Here is a 22,989-nt window from a genome sequence, read left to right as displayed (position 1 = left end):
AGCTTGTTGGCAGATACCGCACAACCACAGTTGACAGTTGACAGTTGACAGTTGACAGTTGACCTAGAACGAAGAGGATTGGAGTAATGAATAGTCTGATTTTAATTTCTCCCGCTCCGGCGGGCGGGCTTTCAACCAATTCTTTCTGGTAATATATTCATAACGAACAAGTCAGCCAATGGCTATTAACCGAATTCTCGCATTCGCGCGCGTCGAAATGCCTGACTTGGCAAAAGATCGATCGCACCTGACAGCAATTTCTTGCGATCGGATGTGCCCGCAAGATACACTATATCCTTTGTCAGAAAGATGAGGTACTCATGGGCATAGGTCATAGGGCATGGGGCATAGGGCATACCTGACTTTTTTGAGAACCGCTATAGGAGGCAAATTTTTGACAATTTTGTTTCAAAATACCTCCGAATTAGAGACAAATCAACTTCGGAAAAATTCTGAGATTCAACCAGTTTCACCCACCTCTAACCACCTGCGCTTGCTAAAAAATCTTCTTCCCTCTAAGCAAAGCTAAAAAATGATTTTATCCAAACTTCTCAAAGCACTTAAAATGCAAGTCAAACGAGTTGCGTGCATTTTACTTGCCTTAAATCTACTGATATTAAGCGGCTGTCAAAATATTCCCCAAAATAGCGATAAAATTAAACTCACATTGTGGCACGGCATCAATCCCCCGCCCAATCGCGACGTATTTAAAACCCTCACCGACAAATTCAACCAAACGCATCCCCACATCCAAGTAGAACAAATTTACATCGGCCAGCCCGACCAACAACTGCCAAAAATTCTTACCTCAATAGTAGGAAATGCACCGCCAGATTTGCTGTGGAATACTGCCACAATGGCCGGCAAACTAGCAGAACTCCAAGCAATTAAACCGCTAGAAAACTGGCTCGACAAATCCCCCATCAAAGGCGAAATCGATCCCTCACTTTTCGAGTCAATGGAACTCGGCGGACACACTTGGTCAATTCCCCTCGCCACCAACAATACAGGAATATTTTACCGTCCCAGCTTGTTTGCAGCAGCAGGAATTAAAAAAGTGCCGCAGAATTGGCAAGAATTAAAGCAAACAGCCCGATCGCTCACACAGGACACCAACGGAGACGGACGCACAGATCGACACGGCATAGTGCTCCCCCTAGGCAAAGGAGAATGGACAGTATTCACCTGGCTGCCGTTCATGTTCAGCGCAGGCGGCGAACTCGTGAGAGAAACATCTCAAACTCCCGTACCCCAAATAGACAACCCGGGTTCTCTCGCGGCCTTGGAATTGTGGAAGGACTTGTTAACAGAAGGTTCGGGAATACTGTCAGCACCCGAACGCGGTTACGAACTCGATAACTTCATCGCGGGTAAAGTCGCAATGCAAATCACCGGGCCGTGGACTCTAGCACAATTGCAGCAAAGCGCGATCGACTATGCAGTGATGCCTATACCCGCCCTCAAGCGCTCCGCCACTGTTGTTGGGGGTGAAAACCTATTTTTAATGAAAACCTCACCAGAACGCGAAAAAGCAGCCCTTGAATTCTTAGAATACGTTCTTGGCGAAGAATTCCAAACAGCCTGGGCCTTGGGTACAGGTTACTTACCAATTAACTTAAAATCGAGAGAGAGCCGAACTTATCAAAGTTTTGTGAAAAAAAATCCTGTTTTGGGAGTATTTTTAGAACAAATGAACTCAGCCCGATCGCGCCCAATTATCTCTGGTTACTCTCGCCTGTCAGAAAACCTTGGCCGCGCCATAGAAGCAACTCTTCTGGGCCGCAACCCCCAAGACGCTCTTAAAGAAGCTCAAGACCGTTTGACATTAACCTTAGATATTGCAGTCAAGTGAGATTGGGCATTGGGCATTGGGCATTGGGCATTGGGCATTGGGCATTGGGCATTGGGCATTGGTCAGTAGTCATTGGTCATTGGTCATTGGTCATTGGTCATGTTTTGCGAACTTAATAACTCGCGAACCTTATTAGTCATTAGTCATGTTTTGCGAGCGTCCCCGCTCGCGAACGTTATTAGTCATTAGTCATTAGTCATTGGTAATTAATAAGACAAATGGCGATTACTTTACGAAATTCGACAATCGCTCTCTGGCAACAATCACAGAAAAATAGAAAATGTTTTTTTGATGTAAATTCTTTGTTTTCACTGTATTCGACGAAAGACTTGAAGGCTCGATTAACGGGAGCATCTCAGTTTTGCATTTAGATAGATAGTGAGAGCGTCCCCGCTCGCGTATCGTATAATACGCCAGCTCGCGACAGCTCGCACTATAAGAAAAAAATGCTTTTTACAAAAATGAGATGCTCCCCGATTAACGATTAACGATTAACTCGATTAATTGGTTGAAAATCTCATGAAAATCATTCCAACCTGCACTTACAATCAGAAACCGAGTTTCTTGCCCCGCACTTACCTGAAAGCTCAGATGTTGCGTGGGTGTTATCGGTTCGTTAGATATTATTGACCATGGTGCAAGATGTTAGAGTGAATAGAGTTGCGATCGCCCGACACGAACAGACACCCGCAGTCGCTCGGTCATAAATCTTTAGCGAAAACCAAAAATTAACAGACCGAATGCTTAGCCATCACAGATATATTGGCAAAAAACAGAGGCTCCCGAAATTTATGCCCAGATGCGGTCGCACAGCAAAAAAAACAGAACCCTCAACGGCTCCACAAAAAATTATCTCAACAGGTTATTCCCTACCTACCACCCATGACAAGCGAATTTCTGTATGTGGTACAAGCCCCCAGATTTATCCGTGGAATCAATCCCAAATCTAAAATCGAAAATCCTCTCTTCCCCCGAATTTATCCGTGGGGTCGCCTCTAAAATCTAAAATCTAAAATCTAAAATCTAAAATCTAAAATCGATTGACCTACGATCGCCTAATAGAAAGATTTTTCCTACCCCGTGCCTGTCCCGTGCCACCTACTGATACCAAAACCAGCATCCACCTTTTCCCCAAACGACAATGCAGAAAAAGTTCCTTAACGCAATCAAAGGACATTCCTGGCGGTACTTCTTCGCAGTAGGGGCGATCGCCCTGATCTACTATTTGGCATCGCAATTCGCCATTGCCACTCTCACCCTGAGTTCAGAAATTTACCCCATGTGGCCAGCAGCAGGAATTGCTCAAGTCGCTCTGCTGCTGTTTGGGCGGCAACTGTGGCCGGGAATTGCGATCGGCGCCTTCCTGTTCATCATGAGCGCACCGGCGGCCAGCATCGGCACTGCTTTGATCTCAGCGGGCGCCAGAGCCTTGCAAGCGTGGACGGGAACTTATCTGCTACAGCGCATTAACTTTAGCGCCGGACTCGATCGACTCAAAGACGTTTTAGGAATAGTCGGACTAGCAGCCTTAGCATCTACCCTAATCAACTCCACCATCGGCAGCATCATCGTGTGCGTAAGTGGTTTCTCTAGCTGGAGCAATTTTGGGACGATTTGGGGTACTTGGTGGGTAGGAGACGCGATGGGAATTTTGCTCGTCGCCCCCCTGCTGCTGACGTGGCACAAATTGCCCAAAAGCCCCACCCATCGCAAACAGATAGCTGAACGAGTGATTTGGCTGCTGCTGCTGCTAGCAATCGGCTGGCTCGTCTTCTGTTCCCGCACCCGCGCGGCCTACGCTCGCTATCCCCTAGAATACTTACCATTTCCCCTAGTAGTTTGGGCTGCCTTTCGATTCGGCCAGCGCTACACGGCCCTCGCCAACTTCATCCTCTGCGGCTTCGCCATCTGGGGCATCGCCCGAGGCAGCGGCCCCTTTCTCAAACACGCCAGCAGCATCCCCCAAGCACTGTTATCCCTGCAAGCCTTCATCGCCGTCATCGCCGTTACCGGCCTAGTCTTAGCCGCCACCGTCGCCGAACGCCACCAAGCAGAAGTCTCCCTGCGCGCCAGCGAAGCCAGCCTCGCCAACGCCCAGCGCATCGCCCAGCTAGGTAACTGGGACTTAGATCGCAACACGGAGCAATTGCGTTGGTCAGAAGAAATTTATCGCATCCTGGGAGAACGCCCGGGAACTTTCGATCCCAGCCTCGAAGCCTTCTTGAAATACGTGCATCCCGAAGATAGAGAATTGGTCAAAAGGTCGATCGAAGCTGCTATATTTCAGCAACAGCCTTACAGCATCGACTACAGGCTGCTACTACCCGACGGGAGGAGCCGCACAGTCTGCGAACAAGCCGCCATCAACTCCCTCTACATCACCAGCACCGTCCAAGACATCACAGATAGAAAGCGCGCCGAAGCCGCCCTGAATTCTTCAGAAGAAAGATTTTCCAAGGCTTTTCACGCTTCTCCTGTTGGGATCGGCATCTGCACCCTCACAGACGCACGCTTCCTCGATGCCAACGACAGCTTTTTGCGATCCTTAGGCTGGTTGCGGGAGGAATGTATCGGCCGCACCCCCACCGATTTAGGAATGTGGGTCAATTCAGAAGACGAGCGGCGGCTAGCCAACGTGTTGCGGGAAGAAAATTCGATCGGCAACCAAGAAATCAAAATTCGCACCAAAGCCGGCGAAGTGCGCGACTGGCTGATGTCAGGGGAACTCATCGACCTCGGCAGCACTCAGTGCGTTTTAATCATGACCAGCGACATCACCGAACGGTTGCGTTCCGAAGAATTCCGTCGCGCCGCATTAGCAGCCGAAACTGCCAATCGATCTAAAACCATCTTTCTCGCCAACATGAGTCACGAACTCAGAACCCCCCTCAATGCGATCATCGGCTACAGCGAGCTCCTGCAAGAAGATGCCCGAGACCTCGATGCCGAAGAGTTCATCGACGACCTTCAAAAAATTAACACTGCCGGCCAGCACTTGCTAGGGCTGATTAAAGATATTCTCGACTTCACTAAAATTGAAGCAGGTCACATCGACTTGCACATCGAAACCTTCACCATTTTAAATCTGGTGCAGGAAGTTGTCGGCACGATCGCGCCGATGGCAAACAAAAATAGCAATATCTTAGAAATACAATGCCCTGAGGATATTGGCTCGATGCAGAGCGACTTAACTAAACTCCGCCAGTCCTTGCTCAACCTCCTCAGTAATGCCTCGAAGTTTACTTCCTCGGGCGCGATTAGTTTCACCGTTACCCGCTGCGCCGAAACCCCCGCCGAGGCTGCCCAGAGACGCAAAAAACAAGGAGCCTATAGAGGACTTAACCCCTTAGAAAATAGCTCGTATTCCTGGTCTGCCTCTCAAGATTGGATTGTTTTTACAGTCAAAGATACTGGTATTGGCATGAGTTCCGAACAGTTAGTCAAAATCTTCGAGCCTTTCACCCAAGCCGATTCCTCAACTACTAAGAGGTTCGGTGGCACTGGTTTGGGGCTGACGATTACTAAGAAATTCTGCGAAATGATGGGCGGAGATATTACCGCTTCCAGCGAGTTGGAAAAAGGTTCTACTTTTACAATTCGGCTGCCAGCTATCATCAACTAAATTTTATTTTTCCCGGAAAAGTATGATCGATAAGAAATTTTGTGAGTTGTTGTTGGCTGCTGCCAATTTTATTAATGACACGCTCTCGCTCCCAAAACCCGGTTGCTTCACCTGAGTCGAGCAGTCAGTCGATTTGAGACTTGAAATTTGAGATTTACTCTACAGATGAATCTGGGAGCAGGAACAGGAGTATAAAATTTTGATCTCTCCACGACAGGAGTACCTCGGACTTTATCAGTTTTTGGTGGCTCAAAAAACCTAGTTCTGGCAGAAACCGAGGTTGTCAGCGTCAGTTCACTGTGATAATATGATACAATTTTTAAGTAGGTGGCAGACATTTAGAGCATGGGTTTGTTGACGATGTAATTTTTTTAGACTAAATATAACTTAGGGCGATTTAAAAGATTTTGGATAACGCAGATGACAGCTATGGTTCTCGATAGAACCTGTGATAGAGTTAGATTGCGTATTCTTCCAGTCACTAGATAGCTGCACATATATACTATTAATTAAAAATATATACTGTAAAAAGTTGCCTACAAAGCGCCAGAAATTATGCATCCCTACCTCCAGCGCCAACTCGAACAGCTCGGTTTAGCCGGCGAGTCTCCCCCTCCCACAGCCGAGCAGTGGCAGCTATTCTTAGAGCAGGTAAGTTGTAGCTACGACGGCGATCCCAGTCAGGAGCAACCCTTGGCACTAAAGGATTTTGCCTCTTCGCCCCCATCCCCTCAAGACTCTCCAACCGCTTCAGAATTCGATCGACTGCGATCGACCGTCAACAGTTTGGGGGTGGGATTGTGCATCCTTGACGGCAAGGGGTTGGTCATCTCGGTGAATCCAGCAGCCGAACGCTTGTTGGGCTGGCGAGAGTCGGAACTTGCAGGCATTTCGCTGCTAAATCGCATTGCCCCCCAGCAAAAGCAAGGCAAAAAATCCCCCGTTTTGAAGGCTCGGAAACAAAAAAACCACAAAAATGAAGATGGGGCGATCGCACATACACTATCTTTACAAGAGGCGATCGCCAACCGTCAACCTTGTAGCAATTGGGACTATGAGTTTCTATGTAGCGACGGGAAAATTTTACCAGTTTCCTATTTTTTCAATCCTGTAATTGAGGGTGGCGAAATATCAGTCTTGGTATTTTTTGAGCAGGGAGAACACCAGCAGCTCTCGATGCTGCAAGCCGTTTTGGACTCAACAGATGCGGGAATTATCGCGGTTGACACCAAAGGCAATGTATGCAATTACAATCAGAAATTTGTCGAGATGTGGGGTTTGTCTCACGCAGCAGGAAACTTGAGCCGATCGCCCGCAGGCAATAGTGAAAAAAACATCGCCACAGAATTCCCCTTCGCTAGGGAACAATTAAAAGACCCCCAAAGATTTCTCGAACGCGCGATGCAAGTGTCGGCCCAACCAGATGCGAAAATCAGCGACTTATTAGAATTTAAAGACGGAAGAGTTATCGAATTAAATTCACTGCCATCAAAAGTTGGAGCAAACACAGTTGGCAGAATATGGAGCTTTCGAGACGTTACCGATCGCCAAAAAATAGCACAATCTTTGCAGGAACGAGTAGAATTTGAGGCATTGATTGCTACTTTGTCAACCTATGCGATCGCTGTGCCCGGAGCGGACATAGATGAAGGGTTCGATCGCACTCTCCAAGCAATCGCCCAGTTCAGCCACTGCGACCGCAGTTACATATACTTGTTATCGGCAGACAAAACTCGCGCTCACAAAACCTACGAATGGTGCGCCGAGGGTGTTCCGACCCAAATTAAAGACCGCGCCCCCCAACAAATAGACATCGCCCAAATCCCTTGGATTGCAGAAAAGCTCGATCGCGCCGAATGCCTGCACATCAGAGAAATCCGCGAACTCCCGCCCCCAAATCAAGCCGAAATAGCTTGGTTGACAGGCAAAAATTTAGCAACATTCCTGACAAACTCCTCCTCGGAAACAGCAACCGCTTCCGCAGGTACGATCGCACATTCGGGCAAAACCAAATTAAACAAACCTCAAAAAAATCTGCGATCGCTAATCGTGATTCCCCTAATTTGCAGTGAAAACCTACTAGGATTTCTCGGATGCGACAGTTACAAACCTGCTGCGAGTCGATCGACCGAAATATCAACTCATCTAAAAATGGTAGGAGAAATGCTCGCCAATGTCCTAGAACGCCAACGCGCAGAAACAGCTTTGAGAGCAGCCGAAACCAAATACCGCAGCATCTTTGAAAACGCAGCCGAAGGCATCTTCCAGACAACCCCAGACGGACGTTACCTCACCGCCAACCCAGCACTAGCCGGGATTTACGGCTACGAAACAGTCGCCCAAATGGTCGGCGAACTAGCAAACATCAGCAGCCAACTTTACGTTGACTCCAACCGGCGCGCTGAGTTTATAGCCCAATTGGCCGCGCGCCACCAAGTATCAAAATTTGAATCCCAAATATACCGCCGGGACGGCAGCACGATCTGGATTTCCGAAAACGCCCGCAGCGTCTGCGACGAAAGCGGCAGCATTTTGTACTTTGAAGGCACTGTCACCGACATCACCCATCGCAAACTTGCAGAATCCGCCATGCAGTCGGCCCTAGAAGCAGCAGAATCCGCCAACAGGGCAAAAAGTACATTTCTCGCCAACATGAGCCACGAACTGCGGACGCCCCTGAATGCCATCATCGGCTACAGCGAAATGCTCCAAGAAGAAGCCGAAGACTCCGGGGATGAAACCTTCGTCCCAGACCTCGAAAAAATTCGCGGCGCAGGCAAACACCTGTTATCGATGATCGATGACATCCTAGATATCTCTAAAATTGAAGCAGGTCGAATGGATCTCTACTTAGAAAACTTCGACATTCATGCCTTGATTGAAAGTGCTGTGGAGACAGCGAAGCCGCTAGTGGAAAAAAACGGCAACACGGTAGAAGTCTACTGTCCAGAAAATCTCGATACGATGCACGCCGATATGACCAAAGTCCGGCAAGTGCTGCTGAACCTACTCAGCAACGCTGCGAAGTTCACCAAAAACGGGAAAATTGCGATCGGAGTTGAAAGAATTACCAATGAACAATTAAGAATGAAAAATCAAGAGGAATCTGCCCAAATTTTAATTTCTAACTCAGAATTTTTAAGTTTTCGCGTCACCGACACCGGCATCGGCATGACAAAAGATCAATTGCAGCGAGTTTTCCAACCTTTTACCCAAGCTGACGCCTCGACTACCAAGCAGTATGGCGGCACCGGTTTGGGACTAGCTATCAGCCAGCGCTTCTGCCAGATGATGGGCGGCAGCATTGAAGCAAGCAGCACGTTGGGCATAGGCACTACTTTCACCGTACTCTTGCCCAGCGCCATCAAAGAACCGGAAATCCCCAACAAAGTCGGCGACAGCACTAGGACTGCGGACGCACCTGCTGTCGGCACGGTGCTGGTAGTTGACGATGACCCCATCTCCCAGGATTTGATCGAGCGCGCCCTCGCTCGCCAAGGACTGCACATAGAAGTCGCAGGTAACGGCGAGGAAGCCCTCAGGCTCGCGAAGCAACTGCGGCCAGACGCCATTACCCTCGACGTGATCATGCCCGGAATGGACGGCTGGGCGGTGCTGTCGGCCCTCAAGGCAGATCCTGACCTTGCCGAGATTCCCGTAATCCTGCTATCCTTTGTTGGCAACAAAAGCCTCGGCTTTGCATTGGGCGCTTCGGACTACCTCACCAAACCAGTGGACGGCAAACGGCTGGTTGCTTTGTTGAACAAGTACCGACGCGACCAAGAAGGCGTTGCGGCTCACAGTTTGCCCTGTCAGATATTAGTTGTGGAAGATGACGATGCCACCCGCAAAATACTGCGGCGGATATTAGAAAAACAAGGCTGGGCTGTGGCGGAAGCTGACAGCGGACGCACTGCTCTCGAACAGCTAGAAGTCGATCGCCCGCAATTGATCTTGCTGGATTTGATGCTGCCAGAAATGGATGGTTTTGAGTTGATCGCCGAACTTCGCAAGTCGCATTCAGAAGATCCTATACCGATCGTCGTAATTACCGCCAAAGACCTGACGACCGCAGAAAGTCAGCAACTCAACGGCTATGTCGATCGGGTTCTGCAAAAGGGAGTCTACAGTTGCGATACTTTGCTGCGCGATGTTCGTTCTATAGTGAATGACAGGCTCGATCGCAGGTATGACTCGAAAGGCAAGGAGAACACCAATGGCTAAAATCCTGTTGGTCGAAGATAACGAAATGAACAGGGATATGCTGTCGAGGCGTCTGGCCCGCAAGGGACATGAGGTCTTTATTGCTGTGGACGGTGCTGAGGGAGTGTCGATGGCCCTCGACAAAGTACCGGATTTAATTCTGATGGATATGAGTCTACCAGTGCTCGACGGCTGGCAAGCAACCCAGCAAATTAAGGCAGCTCCTCAAACTAAAACGATCCCGGTGATTGCGCTAACGGCTCACGCAATGGCGGGCGATCGTGAAAAGTGTATCGCAGCCGGCTGCGACGACTACGACACCAAACCCGTGGAGTTTCCCCGACTTCTGGGTAAGATTGAATTGCTTCTGAAAGAGGCCATGACTTGAGAGTCCCCGCCGTAACACCGATCGGGATTCTTAAGACATTAAAGCCTCAGTAGACTTTGAGTCGGACTTAAGTACCAAATAGTTTGCTAAACTTATCCACAGTTAATTACCTAGACGAGGTTTAACCATGTTTGCCGTCAAACGAGCGCTCAAATTGAATAATAGGGAAGCGACCTTGATGGCGAAACACGCAGGATTTCGGCGCGTGGTATTTAACATGGGGTTAAGTTTGCGGACTCAAATGTACAGTGAGGGGAAACTTACAGACTCAAAGGTGATTAACGAAATTAAAAAAGTTTTCACTAATTACGTCAAAAAGCACCCTGAATTCGCTTGGATGAACCAATTGTCTAGCCGAGTTTACCAAAACGCTTTGATTGACTTGAAAGATGCTTTTAGCCGATATCGTTCTGGTTCTTCAGGTCATCCAAAATTCGCCAGTCGTGGAGACGGTCAATCTTTTACGGTTGATTCATCTAACGGCAAAGTTTTGTTAAACGCTGGCAACACTATTAAGATTCCTACTCTGGGAACTTTTCGGCTTTACGAAGCCCTAGATTGTAGTTTTATTTCTCAAACTTTCACGATTTCAAAAGAAGGGAATCGCTGGTTTGTTTCTATCTGCGTTGATGCAGAGCGTATCCCGGTTCAGCAGTCTGAAAGTTCTGTGGGAATCGATGTTGGTATCAAGTCATTTGCCACTCTGTCAAAAGGGCAGTTTTTTGATGCACCGAAGCCGTTAATAGCCCGTGCGAAAACAAAGCTTGCTACTTTACAGCGCCAAGCATCAAAGCAGGTAAAAGGCTCTCGAAATCAGCGTAAAACTTACAATAAGATTAGCCAGATTCATGCAAAGATAGCTCGTATTCGCCTAGATTTCCTTCACAAGTTAACAACTTATTTAGCTAAAACTTTTAAGTTAATTAAGATTGAAAATTTGAACGTCAAAGGAATGATGGCAAATCACAAGTTAGCGGGAGCAATATCTGACCTTGGTTTTTATGAGTTTAAACGTCAACTCGACTATAAATGTCAAATGTATGGAGCTAACTTGGTATTGGTAGACCAGTGGTTTCCTAGTACCAAAACTTGCTCAAATTGCGGCACAAAAAAAGATATGCCACTAAGCATACGGACTTTTGACTGTCCTGTTTGTGGCAGATATTTGGATCGCGATTGGAACGCCAGCATTAACATTTTAAATTGGGAACCCTCGGCTTGAGGGGGATAGCCTACTTATCTTGGGATAGCCGACTACCCAACAGCGTAGGAAGTAAACTCGTAATTGTATCTAAAGATGGCTTTAGATAGGTTTAGGTAAGTTTTATGAAGCAGGCAAGCAATGGCTAAAATCCTGTTGGTAGAAGATAACGAAATGAACAGGGATATGCTGTCGAGGCGCCTCGCCCGCAAAGGGTATGAGGTGTCGATTGCTGTTGATGGCGCGGAGGGGGTATCGATGGCGAAGACAAAAGTACCGGATTTGATTTTGATGGATATGAGCCTGCCGGTGCTCGACGGATGGCGAGCAACCCAGCAAATTAAAGCGGATCCCGAAACTAAAATGATTCCGGTGATTGCGCTGACGGCTAACGCTATGGCGGGCGATCGTGAAAAGTGTTTGGCGGCAGGCTGCGACGATTACGACACCAAACCTGTGGAATTTCCGCGACTTTTGAGTAAAATCGAAATGCTTCTGAAAGAGGCCATGCAATGAAAACTGACGACGGCAGCGTCCTGGTTGTTGACGATAATGAGGTAAACCGCGATTTGCTGGCCCGCCGACTTCAGCGTCAAGGCCACGCGGTGACTGTTGCTGAAGATGGTCTCCAAGCTATGGCACTGATGCGTAGTGAGCCTTTTGATTTGGTACTCCTGGACATTATGATGCCACAAATGAACGGCTATCAAGTTCTGGAACATCTGAAAGCAGACGAGCAGTTGCGCCACATCCCAGTGATTATGATTTCGGCGGTGGACGATATCGACAGTATTGTCCGCTGTATTGAATTAGGGGCGGAGGATTATCTTTCTAAACCGTTCAATCCCGTATTGCTCAAGGCTCGGATTAGTGCCTGTCTGGAAAAGAAGCGGCTGCGGGATAAGGAACAAACTTATCTGCGGGAGTTGGCCGAGGAAAAGGAAAAGTCCGAGCGTTTGCTACTGAATATTTTGCCAGGCCCGATCGCCCAACGCCTCAAAGAAGGAGAAAATACGATCGCCGACAGTTTCGCGGAAGTTACTGTCATGTTTGCCGATTTGGTTGGTTTTACCAAGCTTTCGGCTCATTTGTCGCCAGCGGAGTTGGTGGAATTGCTCAACGAGATTTTTTCAGCTTTTGACGAGTTGGCCGATCGCTACGGACTTGAGAAAATTAAGACGATCGGCGATGCTTATATGGTGGTTGGCGGTTTGCCAAAAGTAAGCGACAACCACGCCGAGAGCATTGCAGAAATGGCGATCGACATTCTAGGAGCAATGGCTCAAATCCGCACCAAGGGAGGACAGCCGCTCAGCATCCGCATCGGCATCCACACGGGCCCCGTAGAAGCCGGAGTCATCGGCACTAAAAAATTTACTTACGATTTGTGGGGAGACACAGTAAATACAGCTTCCCGCATGGAATCTCAAGGCATTCCCGGCGGCATTCAGGTGACAGTTGCTACCTACGAGCGCCTGCGGAATAAATATGTTTTTGAGGAGCGCGGCGTGATTTCGGTGAAAGGAAAAGGCGATATGATGACTTATCTGCTTGTGGCCCGAAAAGGTGCATAATTGACAGTTGTCAGTTGGCAGTTGGCAGTTAACTATTACCAATTACCAATTACCAATTACCAATTACCAATTACCAATTACCAATTACCAATTACCCAATTACTAAATTGAAAAATGAACGTAAATTCTAACCTTTTAATGTATGCCCAATGGGCAGGAATTCTAACAGTAGCCTTGTTTGTTTTAACCATCGTAGCATTTATCTTGAAATGGGGTTTTCGCTTCCGATTGGTAGGAGTGAGCAGCTTTATGGCCGTCATTGCTGCGAGTATATTCGGTCTCGGTTTAGGACTGTTTTCGCGCACAGAAATTCCCGGTGCAGTGCGCTATTCTTTAGTTTACGATACTGGCGGCGCCCAAACTGTAGTTACCGTGCCACCTTCAATTACTGAATCCGAGTTAGAAGCAACAATGCAGCAAGTGGCTGCTGATTTGTACTCTCCAGGGCGATCGGGAAGCGGAAGAGATTACATGACAATCCGCGTTCGGACGGTGGTACATCCTGAGCCTGGTCTGTCTCAGCCGCTGTTTTTGGGTGAGGTGCGACGATCGCTCGCGACGAGATATGATGACAAAATGGCGATCGACATCTACCCCGAAAAAGTCGCTATTCTGAAAAAGTATCAAGCCTAAAAATCAATTATTCGGCGAGTGAAACCGCTTCTACAAAAACAAAGTCCGCCTGCGCGGACTAAGATTCAGTTCAGAAACCGGGTTTTTAGGAAAAGACTTTATTGTAGCCGATAGATTCTATAAAAACCCGGTTTCTTTGGTCGAAGTGGGTAACTCCCGATCGCATACTAGATGGTTATCAAAAAAGGATATAATTATGACTCAAGATTCCGAAAAATTACTAACAAACCTCTTCAATGCTTGCAATCCATACGAGCCTTTATCGGCAGGCGATCCGCGATATGTTAACTGTGGGGAAGTCTGAGGAGATGACAATATTATCGTAGACTTAGGTCTCAATATTCAGCGTTCCCAAGAGATGACTTGTCAGTTGTATGCCGGACATTTTGGTGCAGGAAAATCAACCGAATTACGAAGACTAGAACAGTATTTGCAAGAACAAGGTTATTTTGTAGTTTATTTCGCCGCTGAGGAACAAGATATCAATACCGAAGATACGGAATATACAGATATTTTGCTGGCTTGTACCAGACATTTATTAGAAGCAATTAAAGATGCGGACTCAAAACCTTTACTCGATTGGATGAAAAACCGCTGGAACGATTTAAAAGATTTAGCCTTGACAGAAGTATCTTTTGAAACATTGAGCTTAGAAATGCAAATTGCTCAGTTTGCCAAACTGACGGCGAATGTGAGAACCGAACCTAGTCTGCGCCAAAAAATTAGAGAAAAAGTTAATCCTCACACTACCACGCTGATTGAGGCGCTGAATCAGTTTATTCGGAATGCTAAAAAAAGGTTGCCCGACAAATATTCGCAATTGGCAATAATTGCGGATAATTTAGATAAGATCGTGCAGTTTTCTAAAGACGGAGGGGAACGCAGCAATCTCGACGAAATTTTTTTAGACCGCAGCGAACAACTCAAAGCTTTAGATTGTCACATCGTTTATACAGTACCAATTTCGATGGTGCATTCCAATCGCGCGGCCGATCTGAGCAATAACTATAATAACGCTCCGCAAGTGCTGCCGATGATTATGGTAAACAATCCCAGCGGTGAAGTTAATCAAGCGGGACTTGCTAAAATGAAACAGGTGATTGAGAAACGGGTGAAACAAGTCGAACCCAATTTATCTCTAGAATTGGAAACACAATGGTTTGAAAACAGAGAAACACTAGAAAAGCTGTGTTTGATGAGTGGGGGACACGTCAGGAATTTGCTGTCGATGTTGCAAGAAGCTATAAATCGTACCCAAGATTTGCCAATTACTGCAAAAGCAGCGCAAAGGGCAATTACGAACTTGCGGAATATTTATAGAAGAACCGTTAATAAAGAAGAATGGTCAATTTTAGCGAAAGTATCTGTCTCTCACCGGATACTTAATGACAAACAGCACCGCGATTTGCTATTTAACCGCTGTATTTTGGAATATCGATACTATGATGAAGAAGAAATGCAGAATTGGTATAACGTTCACCCGCTAATTAAAGGCATTCTGGAATTTAAGGAAGCAGTTGCACAACTTGAGCCATGACATCGGAAATCATTGATTGGGACGAAGATTTGCCACCAGCAACACCGGAGGAAGAATATGAATCTCTGGTACGCACTCTCAGACGGACAAATGGTTTCCGGTTGTTGTTTGTGGAGTGTGTGCCGTCGGAGGGGAAACGATTGATTACGAAAGTTCAAGCAGATTTCCCTCGAAAAAAGGTTGAGGTGTTGCCGCTGAATGAGTCGGTTTATAATTTTTATAATTTAATTGAAGAGTTGCCAAAGCGAGATGAAATTAATATTTTGTTTGTGACAGGCTTAGAATATTCGTTTGATGAATACGAACGAGAAAAAAGGGCGATCGGATGGGAAAGCAAGGATATTTATTCTTACAGTTGGCGGGGAGTGCCACCTGTTTTAATGAATATCAACCAGCAGCGAGAGCGTTTTCTAGATAATTTTAAAATTTGTTTTGTTTTTCTTTTGCCTAAGTTCGGTATTGAATATTTTATTCATCGCGCGCCGGACTTTTTTGATTGGCGATCGAGCTTATTTAAGTTTTCGATGGATCAGGAAAGCTTGCAAGCCGAATCAATGCAGGCTTGTTCGGAAAGATGGCAGTTAGAACAATATCTAGCTTTGACTCCCGAAGCGCGGAAACGCGAATTGGTGAGGCTTCAAGGTTTAATTGATGAGGATGGGCAAACATCAGAACAAAAAGCTGAATTGTTTTTTGAACAAGCTTTATTGTATCGCTCGGCTGAAGATTATGCAAAGGCGATCGCCTCCTACGACAAAGCCTTAGAAATCAAACCAGATTATCACGAAGCCTGGTACAATCGGGGCAGTGCACTGGATGATTTAGGCAGGCTAGAAGATGCGATCGCCTCCTACGACAAAGCCTTAGAAATCAAACCAGATTATCACGAAGCCTGGAACAATCGGGGCATTGCACTGCGTAATTTAGGCAGGCTAGAAGATGCGATCGCCTCCTACGACAAAGCCTTAGAATTCAAACCAGATGACACATCTGCATTTTATAATAAAGCTTGCTGCTATGCGTTGCACAGTCAGATTGACCAAGCTATTCAGAATTTGCAGCAAGCTATCAATCTGAATCCTGATGAATGGCGAGAAATGGCAAAAACTGACTCGGATTTTGACAGTATGCGATCTGATGTTCGGTTTCAAGCCTTGATTCAAGGATAGGGATTAGCCGTTGGGTGGGGGCGGGTTTATGAGATTGTTAGTTATTGGCAGAAATTGTTGGTGAACCCGCCCCTACAGCATCACAAACACTTTATGATAGATTAATAGCGAGGTAAAAGATGACTCAACTAAATGTAACTGTAACTAATGACAGATTTCCCGAACTCATCGCCCGCGTTGAGGATACTGGAGAACGAATTGTCATAGAACAGGAAGGAAGGGCGATCGCTGCTATTATTACTTATGCCGATCTGAAGCGGCTAGAAGCATTAGAAGCCGCCCTGATTGACAAAGCAAAACTACAAGAATATGAATGGCTAAAAGCTGCGATCGCAAATCCAGCCTTTGATTCTCTGAGAGACTCAGCGGAAGATATCTACACTTTAGCTGATGGCTTGCCATTCCACGACTCAGAATGGATTAAAACAGCGATCGATCCTAATTTTGGTTCGATTCTCGACCCCCAAGAAGACATTTATACTATAGCTGACGGTAAACCATATCTAGCTTAAATATCTCCCTTATTTCTTAGTCCGCGTAGGCGGACTTGGTTTGTATAGACGCGGTTTCAACCGCCGGGTCATCTGCCGTGTCCTGATTTCGGGTTATATTAACTCCGATGCAACGGAATTGATATAACGAATAAATACTCAGAAACCTGGTTTGTTTGCAAAATCGGGTTTCTGCCGATCGCCATTACTTACTCTGTCAACCTAATTCTGTCATCTTCATCGCCCTTTCCACTCTTCTACGCAATTCCCGAAAAATTTTAGTAAAAATCCATACATCCAAATCAACACCGAAGACAAAATTACTTAGAATTCAACGATAAAAAATTGCAAAAGTTCTCCAATTTAGGTAAGATTGTCAACAATAACAAAATTAAGGTACAATCGCCACCATTAGATGGCAGATGGCGAAAAACATCGCATATAAAAGAAAAAACGACAATTTTACATACTGAGGTGAAAACCCTTGCAAAAGTTAGCTAACAGAGAAAAAGCGATCGAATCTGGAGAACAATCCATATCACCCAACGCCCAAAACGCTCAAACGTTCTACGATCGCGGAAACGCCCTAGAATCAATGGGACGCTTGTCCGCAGCGCTCGAATCTTGGTCTAAGGCGATCGAACTCGAACCAAAATTTCACGAAGCTTGGTACAACAAAGGCGTAGCCTTCAGAAAGTTGGGACAGCTACCCGAAGCAATCTCCGCTTACAACAAATCTTTAAAAATTCAACCAAAAAATGCAGAAGCGTGGTACAATCGCGCGAACGTGTTGCGGAAGCTCAACAGGCTCTCAGAAGCGATCGCTTCCTACGAACAGGCGATCGAACTCAAGCCAGACTATCACGAAGCTTGGACGAACCGCGGCAACACCCTCGTCAATTTAGAAAAATTCTCAGAAGCCCTCGCATCCTATGACAAGGCGATCGCCATTCAAGCAGACTACTCGGAAGCTTGGTACAACAAGGCATTTGCGCTGAAACACTCCGGGCAAAATGCAGCCGCGATCGCTTCCTACGACAAAGCGATCAAACTAAAACCAGACTTGCATCAAGCTTGGTACAACCGCGGCTTAGCCCTAGCCGAGGAAAAACTCTACGCCGAAGCCGTTGCTTCCTACGACAAAACTCTGCAACTGCGCCCGAATTCCCCGGAAGTCTGGAACAAACGCGGCACGGCGATCGCCCAAATGGGACAATTTGAAAACGCGATCGCCTCCTGGGACAAAGCGATCGAACTCAAGCCAGACGACAGCGAAACCTGGTACAACCGTGGCTTAGCCTTAGTAAATTTAAAACAGTTTAAAAAAGCAATCGCTTCCTGGGACAAAACCCTAGAGTTGCAGCCCGAAAACATCGAAGCCTGGTACAACCGCGCTGTCGCCCTCAAAAAAATCGAACGCTTTACCGAAGCGATCGCTTCCTACGATCGCATTATCGCCATTACACCCGACGATCCAAATCTTTACTATCAAAAAGCCTGCGTCTACGCCCTAGAAAAAGCAGCAGGCGATCGCAAAAACAGCCCCAAAGCTGTAGAAACCAGCATTCAGAAAGCGATCCAAAACTTATCAAAGGCGATCGAACTAAATCCGGAAAAATACAGGAAACTATGCCAGAATGACTCTAAATTGCGTACAATACGGGAACAGGTGCGGTTTTTAGCTTGATTTCAGGGTAGCAAATGATTGATGGATACCGATGCCGCACTGCAACCTTTGTAGGCAAAACAGCACCACAAACCCCAATCATGCAAACCCTAGACAAAACTCAAGCAAAATTCGCTCAACTCGCAGCGCATCTCAGCGAAGTTACCGACATCGAATCAGCCTCGTCACTGTTGCATTGGGATCAGGCGACTTATATGCCCGCCAAAGGTGCAACTGCGAGAGGCCGTCAGTTGGCAACTCTCAAACAAATATCCCACGAAAAATTTACCGATCCCAAAATAGGTGAACTCCTAGAAGACTTGCGTTTCTACGAACAAACCCTCCCCTATGACTCTACCTCAGCTAGCCTGATCCGCATCGCCCGCAGAGATTACGATCGTGCCGCCAGAGTCCCCGCCACCTTCATGTCCGCACTCTGCCGCCACCAAGCCGACTGCTACGAAGTTTGGGCAACAGCCAAAGCAGCCAACAACTTCGCAGCCGTCGAGCCATATCTCGAAAAAACCTTAGAATTAAGCAGGCAGTACGCCGACTTTTTCCCCGGATACGAACACATTGCCGATCCTTTGATCGATCGCAGCGACTACGGCATGAAAGTATCCCTGCTGCGCCCGCTGTTCGCCCAACTGCGTCAAGAATTAGTACCCATAGTCGAAGCCATCACCTCACAACCTCCCGCTGACGACTCCTGCTTGCACCAAAACTTCTCCGAAGCTCAACAGCTAGAATTCACCCGCACAGTCGTACAACTCATGGGGTATGACTTCCAGCGCGGACGGCAGGACACCACCCTGCACCCCTTCATGACCAACTTCTCCATAGACGACGTACGCATCACCACCCGCGTCTACAAAGATCACCTCGATCAAGCCCTCTTCAGCAGCATCCACGAAGCCGGACACGGCCTCTACGAACTCGGCAATTCCCCGGAATTTGAAGGTACGCTACTCGCAGGTGGCATTTCCTCCGGCGTGCACGAAAGCCAGTCGCGGCTTTGGGAAAATCTAGTCGGGCGCAGCCGCGGTTTTTGGCAGTATTTTTACCCGCAATTGCAAAGCCTTTTTCCGCAACAGTTGGGCGCAGTATCCCCAGACGCATTTTACCGCGCCATTAACAAGGTCTCGCGATCGCTCGTCCGCACCGATGCTGACGAAGTAACCTACAACCTCCACGTCGCCATCCGCTTTGACCTAGAATTGGCAATGGTAGAAGGCAAATTAGCAGTGCGAGACCTCCCCGAAGCCTGGAAGGATCGCTATAAAACAGACCTCGGCGTTGTCCCCGCTACCGACAGCGACGGTGCGATGCAGGATGTTCACTGGTATGTTGGGACGATCGGCGGAATGTTTCAAGGTTACACCCTCGGCAACTTGATGAGCGCTCAATTCTACGAAACCGCACTCAAAAACCATCCCGAAATTCCCGCACAACTAGAACAGGGAAACTTTAGCGTACTCCACGACTGGCTCAAACAAAACATCTACGACCACGGCCGCAAATACACTGCCGTCGAATTGATCGATCGCGTCACCGGTTCACCTTTAACTATCGATCCGTTTGTGCGCTACATTCGCCACAAATACGGCGAATTTTATGTCATTTGAGGGAGAGCAATTGCCTATTGCAGACTTTAAAATGAGATTAAAAAAAGTAGGCGCCTAAAAAAAGGGTGGTACTAATACAGTATCGCCCTTTTTTAGAGCGAAAATCAGAAATCTCAAATAAGGGAGTATCTATGTCTGAACTCTTTGAGGCTGTTATTTGCAGCGACGAAAAAACCGACTTGCGGCAATTTGCCAGCGATTTGCGGGCTTTGGGAAACAAATATTTACTGCGAAACGATATAGTTAGCGCTTTTGCCGCCTACTGCACCAAATACGAAAAGTCCCAACAGTTTCATCAATCCTCTCATTTGAGCAAACTGATTTACTACGTTCAGGAAATTATTCTCGAACCAGGCAGTCTTTGCGTCCTGCTGCGGCCCAAAATTGCGACAATGGAAATAGTGCGAGTTGGAGATGACTTGACACTGGAACCGATGACAGTGCAAGAATTGCTCGACGTGCGCGATCGCTTCGTCAACCACTTTCACCCCCAAGAAGGCGACATCCTCGAACTAGATTTCGGCCCTTTTTACGACTATTCCCCCTCCATACGCGACCCCAAGAACATCGGCAAAGGAGTGCAATTCCTCAACCGCTACCTCTCCAGCAAACTGTTTCAAGACTCCAAACAGTGGCAGGAAACTCTATTTGATTTCTTGCGGATTCACCGCTACAACGGCATACAATTACTAATTAACGATCGCATAAAATCTCAAGAACAACTTTCAGAACAAGTCAAAAAAGCCCTCACCTTTGTCAGCGAACTTTCTGAAGATGAACCCTACGAGAGATTTAAATTCGTCCTGCAAATGATGGGTTTGGATGCAGGTTGGGGAAATACCGCAGCCCGCGTGCAGGAAACTCTAGGAATTCTCGACGAATTAATTGATTCCCCCGATCCCCAAACCCTAGAAGCATTTATTTCTCGGATTCCGATGATTTTCAAAATCGTCCTAGTTTCTCCTCACGGCTGGTTCGGTCAAGAAGGAGTGTTGGGGCGTCCGGATACGGGCGGTCAAGTAGTTTACGTGCTCGATCAAGCGAAGAATTTAGAGAGACAACTGCAAGAAGACATTCATCTTGCCGGTCTCGATAGTTTAGGTGTAAAACCAAAAGTAATTATTCTCACCAGGTTAATTCCAAACAGTGATGGCACGCGCTGCAACGAACGTTTGGAAAAAGTTTACGGCACCGAAAATGCTTGGATTCTGAGGGTTCCCTTCCGCGACTTCAATCCCAAATTGACTCAAAATTGGATTTCGCGGTTCGAGATTTGGCCTTATTTGGAAACTTACGCGATCGATGCTGAAAAAGAACTGCTGGCTGAGTTTCAGGGCAAGCCAGATTTAATAATTGGTAACTATTCTGACGGCAATTTGGTGGCATTTTTGCTGTCGCGAAAACTCAAAGTTACTCAGTGCAATATTGCCCACGCCCTGGAAAAATCTAAATATTTGTTCAGCAATCTCTACTGGCAAGAATCTGAGGATAAATACCATTTTGCGCTGCAATTTACTGCCGATATCATTGCCATGAATGCGGCTAATTGTATTGTCAGCAGCACCTATCAAGAGATTGTCGGCAAACCGGATAGTGTCGGGCAGTACGAATCTTACAATTGTTTTACCATGCCGGATTTGTACCACGTCGTCAACGGGATTGAGCTGTTCAGCCCTAAATTTAATGTCGTGCCGCCGGGAGTCAACGAAAGTGTATACTTTCCGTACACGCGCAACGAAGATAGGGTGCAGGGCGATCGCGATCGGCTCAACGAACTGCTGTTTACCCTCGAAGACCCGGAACAGGTGTTCGGAACACTCGACGACCCGCAAAAGCGCCCTCTGTTTTCGATGGCCCGGCTCGATCGCATTAAAAACCTGACAGGCTTAGCAGAATTGTTTGGCAAAAGCGAGGAATTGCAAGCAAAATGCAACTTAATTTTAGTAGCCGGCAAGCTGAGAGTCGAAGAAACCGAAGACTACGAAGAAGCCGAAGAAATTAAAAAACTTTACGCAATTATCGAGCAATACAAGCTGCACGGTAAAATTCGCTGGCTGGGAGTGCGGCTGTCCAAAAGCCTGTCCGGTGAAATCTACCGGGTAATCGCCGACGGCCAAGGTATATTTGTACAGCCAGCCTTATTTGAAGCTTTCGGCTTGACAATTCTCGAAGCAATGATTACCGGGATTCCGACTTTCGGGACGCAGTTTGGCGGGCCGATAGAAATCATTCAAGATGGAGTAAATGGGTTCTATATCAACCCGACCAACCACGAGGAAACTGCCCAAGAAATTCTCGATTTTTTATCGAAATGCGAACAGAATCCCAACTATTGGTACGAAATTTCAACGCGAGGAATTGACAGAGTTTACAGCACGTATACTTGGAAAATTCACACTACCAAGCTGCTGACTCTGGCCCGGACTTACGGTTTCTGGAACTACTCGTCCAAGGAAAACCGCGAAGATATGCTCCGCTACATAGAAGCGCTGTTTTATCTGATTTACAAGCCGAGAGCGAAGGCTTTACTGGAGGAGCACGCACAGCGATAAGTGGGAAGTTTTGGTTTGTAGGGGCCGGTTGAGACAAAAAAGTGTTAGAGCGATCGACTGGGTACGTTTAGGTACGTTGTTGCGCTTCAGCGCTCTTTCGGCGTATATCGGAGCGCTCAAGCGCAACAACGTACCTTGATTTCAGGTGGATCCTAAGAAATCGACTAGGTAAGTTGTTGCGCTTCAGCGCTCTTTCTGATAGATGGGAGCGCTGAAGCGCAACAACGTACCTTGATTTCGGGTGGATGCTAAGAAACCGTTAGGACGTTCTTAATGGCCCAAACATCAGCCATGGATTCCTTCTTCCTTTCTCCTTCTATCCGTTACATTCTTTACTGGCATCTGCTGCCGAGCTTCCTTTGTGTCGTTCGCCGGCGACGGGGTTTGAAACTGTAACTTAATTTATGGACAAAGCTACCCATCCTTGACTATTTGGGTAGCTTTGTCCGCAACTCGGGCGATCGCACGAGACTATT

At 47.1% G+C, this 22,989-nt stretch carries 15 protein-coding genes; all 15 read left to right on the top strand.

Annotation, left to right across the window (positions count from 1 at the left end; genetic code table 11):
• Positions 1–178 precede the first annotated feature (178 nt).
• The 15 genes from JGK36_RS21010 to JGK36_RS20940 all read left to right on the top strand — a co-directional run bounded on the left by JGK36_RS21010 (position 179) and on the right by JGK36_RS20940 (position 22,513).
• Entirely contained in the window at positions 179–313 is a 135-nt protein-coding gene (locus tag JGK36_RS21010) for a hypothetical protein (RefSeq protein ID WP_293184189.1), read from the top strand.
• A 219-nt stretch (positions 314–532) separates the two neighbouring features.
• A complete protein-coding gene (locus JGK36_RS21005) occupies positions 533–1,852 on the top strand; it encodes an ABC transporter substrate-binding protein (protein WP_293197902.1) in 1,320 nt (439 codons plus the stop codon).
• Positions 1,853–2,993: 1,141 nt separating this feature from the next.
• Positions 2,994–5,474, top strand: coding sequence for an MASE1 domain-containing protein (locus tag JGK36_RS21000; protein WP_293192446.1), 2,481 nt, complete (start codon positions 2,994–2,996; stop codon positions 5,472–5,474).
• A gap of 555 nt (positions 5,475–6,029) precedes the next feature.
• A complete protein-coding gene (locus JGK36_RS20995) occupies positions 6,030–9,698 on the top strand; it encodes a response regulator (protein WP_293192448.1) in 3,669 nt (1,222 codons plus the stop codon).
• On the top strand, positions 9,691–10,065 hold the full coding sequence (locus tag JGK36_RS20990) for a response regulator (protein ID WP_293151805.1): 375 nt from the start codon (positions 9,691–9,693) through the stop codon (positions 10,063–10,065). The genes JGK36_RS20995 and JGK36_RS20990 overlap by 8 nt, the downstream gene beginning before the upstream one ends.
• Positions 10,066–10,192: 127 nt before the next feature.
• Positions 10,193–11,287, top strand: a complete 1,095-nt coding sequence (locus JGK36_RS20985) for an RNA-guided endonuclease TnpB family protein (RefSeq protein WP_293184197.1) — start codon at positions 10,193–10,195, stop codon at positions 11,285–11,287.
• A 120-nt stretch (positions 11,288–11,407) separates the two neighbouring features.
• Positions 11,408–11,782 carry a response regulator gene (locus JGK36_RS20980; protein ID WP_293151691.1) on the top strand — a complete coding sequence of 125 codons (375 nt, stop codon included), beginning with the start codon at positions 11,408–11,410 and terminating at the stop codon, positions 11,780–11,782.
• Positions 11,779–12,840, top strand: coding sequence for an adenylate/guanylate cyclase domain-containing protein (locus tag JGK36_RS20975; RefSeq protein WP_293184199.1), 1,062 nt, complete (start codon positions 11,779–11,781; stop codon positions 12,838–12,840). Before JGK36_RS20980 ends, JGK36_RS20975 begins: the two co-directional genes overlap by 4 nt.
• Positions 12,841–12,954: 114 nt before the next feature.
• Positions 12,955–13,473, top strand: coding sequence for a Ycf51 family protein (locus JGK36_RS20970; RefSeq protein WP_293184203.1), 519 nt, complete (start codon positions 12,955–12,957; stop codon positions 13,471–13,473).
• Positions 13,474–13,831: 358 nt separating this feature from the next.
• The gene (locus tag JGK36_RS20965) at positions 13,832–15,010 is read left to right on the top strand and encodes an ATP-binding protein (RefSeq protein ID WP_366516587.1); all 1,179 of its coding nucleotides are present in this window, start codon (positions 13,832–13,834) and stop codon (positions 15,008–15,010) included.
• Positions 15,007–16,179 carry a tetratricopeptide repeat protein gene (locus JGK36_RS20960; RefSeq protein ID WP_293197899.1) on the top strand — a complete coding sequence of 391 codons (1,173 nt, stop codon included), beginning with the start codon at positions 15,007–15,009 and terminating at the stop codon, positions 16,177–16,179. The genes JGK36_RS20965 and JGK36_RS20960 overlap by 4 nt, the downstream gene beginning before the upstream one ends.
• A 119-nt stretch (positions 16,180–16,298) precedes the next feature.
• Positions 16,299–16,691, top strand: a complete 393-nt coding sequence (locus JGK36_RS20955) for a type II toxin-antitoxin system Phd/YefM family antitoxin (protein WP_293192454.1) — start codon at positions 16,299–16,301, stop codon at positions 16,689–16,691.
• A 463-nt stretch (positions 16,692–17,154) separates the two neighbouring features.
• On the top strand, positions 17,155–18,357 hold the full coding sequence (locus JGK36_RS20950; protein WP_293197897.1) for a tetratricopeptide repeat protein: 1,203 nt from the start codon (positions 17,155–17,157) through the stop codon (positions 18,355–18,357).
• An 80-nt stretch (positions 18,358–18,437) separates the two neighbouring features.
• Positions 18,438–19,961, top strand: coding sequence for a carboxypeptidase M32 (locus tag JGK36_RS20945; protein WP_293184217.1), 1,524 nt, complete (start codon positions 18,438–18,440; stop codon positions 19,959–19,961).
• Between the two features lie 131 nt (positions 19,962–20,092).
• Positions 20,093–22,513, top strand: coding sequence for a sucrose synthase (locus JGK36_RS20940; protein ID WP_293197895.1), 2,421 nt, complete (start codon positions 20,093–20,095; stop codon positions 22,511–22,513).
• Positions 22,514–22,989: the final 476 nt, after the last annotated feature.

It is taken from the genome of Microcoleus sp. PH2017_35_SFW_U_B (assembly GCF_020737865.1).
Lineage (GTDB): Bacteria > Cyanobacteriota > Cyanobacteriia > Cyanobacteriales > Microcoleaceae > Microcoleus.
The sequence above is the reverse complement of the archived record's forward strand: the minus strand, read 5'-3'. Positions and strand labels throughout refer to the sequence as shown.

Excerpts from the sequence above, each read along its gene's own strand:
- JGK36_RS20940 (WP_293197895.1), top strand. The coding sequence starts at position 20,093 with ATGTCTGAACTCTTTGAGGCTGTTATTTGCAGCGACGAAAAAACCGAC.
- JGK36_RS20955 (WP_293192454.1), top strand. The coding sequence starts at position 16,299 with ATGACTCAACTAAATGTAACTGTAACTAATGACAGATTTCCCGAACTC.
- JGK36_RS20965 (WP_366516587.1), top strand. The coding sequence starts at position 13,832 with ATGACTTGTCAGTTGTATGCCGGACATTTTGGTGCAGGAAAATCAACC.
- JGK36_RS20995 (WP_293192448.1), top strand. The coding sequence starts at position 6,030 with ATGCATCCCTACCTCCAGCGCCAACTCGAACAGCTCGGTTTAGCCGGC.
- JGK36_RS20945 (WP_293184217.1), top strand. The coding sequence starts at position 18,438 with ATGCAAACCCTAGACAAAACTCAAGCAAAATTCGCTCAACTCGCAGCG.
- JGK36_RS21010 (WP_293184189.1), top strand. The coding sequence starts at position 179 with ATGGCTATTAACCGAATTCTCGCATTCGCGCGCGTCGAAATGCCTGAC.
- JGK36_RS21000 (WP_293192446.1), top strand. The coding sequence starts at position 2,994 with ATGCAGAAAAAGTTCCTTAACGCAATCAAAGGACATTCCTGGCGGTAC.
- JGK36_RS20970 (WP_293184203.1), top strand. The coding sequence starts at position 12,955 with ATGAACGTAAATTCTAACCTTTTAATGTATGCCCAATGGGCAGGAATT.
- JGK36_RS20990 (WP_293151805.1), top strand. The coding sequence starts at position 9,691 with ATGGCTAAAATCCTGTTGGTCGAAGATAACGAAATGAACAGGGATATG.
- JGK36_RS20985 (WP_293184197.1), top strand. The coding sequence starts at position 10,193 with ATGTTTGCCGTCAAACGAGCGCTCAAATTGAATAATAGGGAAGCGACC.
- JGK36_RS21005 (WP_293197902.1), top strand. The coding sequence starts at position 533 with ATGATTTTATCCAAACTTCTCAAAGCACTTAAAATGCAAGTCAAACGA.
- JGK36_RS20960 (WP_293197899.1), top strand. The coding sequence starts at position 15,007 with ATGACATCGGAAATCATTGATTGGGACGAAGATTTGCCACCAGCAACA.
- JGK36_RS20975 (WP_293184199.1), top strand. The coding sequence starts at position 11,779 with ATGAAAACTGACGACGGCAGCGTCCTGGTTGTTGACGATAATGAGGTA.
- JGK36_RS20980 (WP_293151691.1), top strand. The coding sequence starts at position 11,408 with ATGGCTAAAATCCTGTTGGTAGAAGATAACGAAATGAACAGGGATATG.